Origin of the sequence: Xanthomonas albilineans (assembly GCF_002939705.1) — a bacterium.
Lineage (GTDB): Bacteria > Pseudomonadota > Gammaproteobacteria > Xanthomonadales > Xanthomonadaceae > Xanthomonas_A > Xanthomonas_A albilineans.
The window spans coordinates 1-3,223 of the sequence record NZ_MDCB01000020.1 but is presented as its reverse complement, the minus strand read 5'-3'; the positions used below and the strand labels follow the sequence as shown (position 1 = coordinate 3,223).

At 61.6% G+C, this 3,223-nt stretch carries 4 protein-coding genes; all 4 read left to right on the top strand.

Translation table 11 applies throughout. The features are described from left to right. Positions 1-1,230, top strand: a 1,230-nt coding sequence (locus XalbCFBP2523_RS14180) for an RHS repeat-associated core domain-containing protein (RefSeq protein ID WP_146084094.1), incomplete at its 5' end; no start/stop codon positions are given. 2 nt (positions 1,231-1,232) lie between these two features. Continuing rightward, positions 1,233-1,595: a hypothetical protein gene (locus XalbCFBP2523_RS16425; RefSeq protein WP_146084092.1), complete on the top strand. Its 363-nt coding sequence runs from the start codon at positions 1,233-1,235 to the stop codon at positions 1,593-1,595. Positions 1,596-1,652: 57 nt separating this feature from the next. Next, positions 1,653-2,228, top strand: coding sequence for a hypothetical protein (locus tag XalbCFBP2523_RS14175; protein WP_104629983.1), 576 nt, complete (start codon positions 1,653-1,655; stop codon positions 2,226-2,228). Next, positions 2,215-3,183, top strand: coding sequence for a hypothetical protein (locus XalbCFBP2523_RS14170; RefSeq protein WP_146084090.1), 969 nt, complete (start codon positions 2,215-2,217; stop codon positions 3,181-3,183). The genes XalbCFBP2523_RS14175 and XalbCFBP2523_RS14170 overlap by 14 nt, the downstream gene beginning before the upstream one ends. Positions 3,184-3,223 lie beyond the last annotated feature (40 nt).

Sequence of the window (3,223 nt, the reverse complement as noted above, 5' to 3'; positions counted from 1 at the left end):
GCCAATCAAGTGACGGGCCTGGCCTGGGGCAAGGCGGGGCAAGCGGCACTGGGCAGCCTGGGGTATGGCTACGACAGCCGAGGGCAGTTGGTCGCGCAGACCGGCAGCCACGCCCCGCAAGCCCTGCCACCGGCCAGCACCAACAATACCTTCGACGACAACAACCGGCAGACGCAGGCCAACGGCAACGCCCGCAGCTACGACGCCGACGGCCACCTGCTCACGGACGGCACAAGAACCTACACCTGGGACGACCGCGACCACCTGAGCCAGATCACGCAGGGCGGTACCGTCATCGCCAGCTACAGCTACGACGCACTGGGCCGACGCAGCGCCAGGACGGAGAACGGCACCACCACGCAATACCTGTACGACGGCGTGGACGCGGTGCAGGAAACGCAAGGCACGACGATCAACCCGATCCTGACGGGCCCGGGCATCGACGAACGCTACGCGCGCGATGACAACGGTGGACGCACTTATTTCCTGACCGACGCATTGGGCAGCACACGATTGCTGACCGACACGAATGGCAATGCGGTGCAGCGCTACGACTACGATCCCTACGGCGCGACCACGCAGAGCAGCACGAGCTACAGCAACCCGTATCAATACACCGGGCGCGAGCACGATCAGAGCGGGTTGTATTACTACCGTGCGCGGTATTACACGGCGGAGTTGGGGCGGTTTATTAGTGAGGATCCGATTAAGTTGGCGGGTGGGGTGAATAGTTTTGCCTATGTTTATGAGAATCCGGTTGGTGAAGTCGATCCACGAGGTCTTTGGGGGGGAGGAGCTATCGTGGGAGGGTCGATTGATGCAGGGGCTGTGGTCGCTGGCGCTGGCGCTACCGCATCCGTCGGGGCTGGGATATTTGGGGGAGGAAAATGTGGCATAAATGATGGTGTTTTTGCTAGTGGGGGTGCTTTTGCTGGTGGTCCTGGCTATGGGGCTCAATATCCTAAATATCCTCAGGGTAATAACATGAATGTTGCAGGTGGAGATTTTGCTGGTGTAGGGGCTGGTGGATTCCTGACGAATGCCACAAGTGTCGCAGAATTGAGTGGGCCATTTGATACATGGACTTTTAATGTTGGTGTAGGGCCCTTGCAATTTTCAGCGCAATTCGCCTTGGCTGGAGATATCTGGATAGGTTCCATAACCGCTGGTCCTGGCGCAGGTGTTAGTGGTAGTAGCTATCCTACTAATACATGGACAAAGGGGCTTTAAGAGTGAATCCGCTAATTTTTCTGGTTGGCGCTGCATTGGGTTTATTTTTAACTTTTTATATGTTGAGATTTATATATGACTATCGAATAAAAAATAATGCGGTGGAGATTTTATTGTTTCGTCTAATGCCAATTTATCGACTTCCCGTCGAAAATATCGAGTCAATCCAGAGTGTTGGATGGGGGCGGCTTGGTATTGGTGGTGGCGTAATTCGATTGGGGAATCGTTTTTGTCGACATGGTGTCTTGATTGAAAAGAGGCGTGGGTGGTTTCGATACATTGTGATTACTCCGGCTGATGTCGAAGGTTTTCTCGGTCAGATTATTGATAAGGTTCCAAGTGCAAAGCCCAGCGGGAATCTGTAATTTAGACCTGATTAGCCCTGACTTACCGCCACGGCGGGGCAGAACCTCGGCTTTGCGTTGAGCGACATCGTGACGCCGAACACGACGTCGTACCTGTATCTGCAAGTGCGCGATCCCAGCGGCGCTTCGGTGGCCTATCAGTACTGCTACGCGTCCAATAACGACTGCCAGTTGAATCTGTCCAACTTGTCGGTGGGCACCTATACCGTGGTGGCGTCGCCGCCGTCAGCCGGCGACCAGACCATGAAGTTCACCTCGACCTTGTCCACCGACCTCACCGATCGCTTGGTACTGGGGACGGCCAAGGCGGTGAGCCTGACGCGTCGTGGTCAGAACACCCGCCTGAGCTTCAGTGGCACGGCGGGCCAGCAGGGATTGACGCTGCGCGTCTCGGCGCAGAGCACGGTGCCGGCCAGTCGCGCGGTTGATTACACGGTCTATGCGCCGGATGGGTCGCTCTTGAATACGGTCTCGGTGAGTGCGAGCGGGTCGTTGACCCTGAGCAAATTGTCGACCACCGGAACCTACACAGTTTTCGTCGATCCGCACTACGGAGAGACGGTCAGTTCGCAACTGCTGGTGGGCACCAGCACTCGCTCTCACGCCAAGGACATCTCCCATGCCAACCCCTAAGATCGCATTGACAGGATGGATATGCAGCATCGGCCTGGGGATGGTCGCCGCCTTGGCGAGCGTGCCTGCCGGCTGGGCACAGCAGGGGGGCGGTGTGCCGAGTGCCGCCTCGACGCCGGCGTCCGCTGCACCGGGCATGGCGTCCACGCCGCCGCGCATGGTGCTGGAGGGCGGTGGTGTCCTGCGCCTGGAGGCGTCGGGCCAAACGCTCGTGTTGACGGCGGCGGACACCCCGCATCCCCTGCGCACCTGGTCGCTGCTGGAACCGCGCCAAGGCGCCAGCCTGACCCGTCTGGCCGATGGGCGGGTGTTGCTGTGGGGCGGTGCTGGCAAGGATGGAGCGCTGCGCAAGACCGGCGTGCTGATCGATCCGCAGCAGGACGGATGGACGCCGACGGCGCTGGACGGCGTGCAGCCGCGCGCCGGCCATAGCGCCACGCTGTTGAGCGATGGCCGCCTGCTGGTGGCCGGCGGTAAGGGCGCTCCCGATCATGCGCAGCTATGGGACCCGCGCACGCAGCAGGTGACGGAGATCGCGATGCCGGCGCGGGTGGGGCATAGCGCCACACTGCAGGCCGATGGCAAGGTGCGCCTGTCGGGTGGCACGGATGGCCGTGGCCAGCCGGCGTCGCAGGACTTGGTGTTCGATCCGGCCACGGGAACATTCGCCTCGGCGGGGCCGGTGGGTGCGGCGTTCGGCACGTCGTTGGCGGTGGCCGCGGCGGCGCCGAAGGATCAGGACGCGCAGGTCGATCCAGCCACGCGGATCGCGCTGCGCTTCACGCGCCCTGTGCGCGGTAGCGAGGTGAACGGTTCCACCGTTGCCTTGATGGGTCCGGCGGGTCCGGTCGAGGCGCGGGTGACGACGGCCGAAGGCGGGCGCCTCGTCCGGGCCAGGACAACACCGATGCGCGCTGGCGGGCGCCCGGTGCCCAACCGGCGCAGCCGGCGCTGAGCGCATTGGAGGCGGTGGCGATGGCCAGCCAGCGCACCAG

Coding starts and splice junctions, on each gene's coding strand:
- XalbCFBP2523_RS14170 (WP_146084090.1), top strand. CDS start 2,215: ATGCCAACCCCTAAGATCGCATTGACAGGATGGATATGCAGCATCGGC.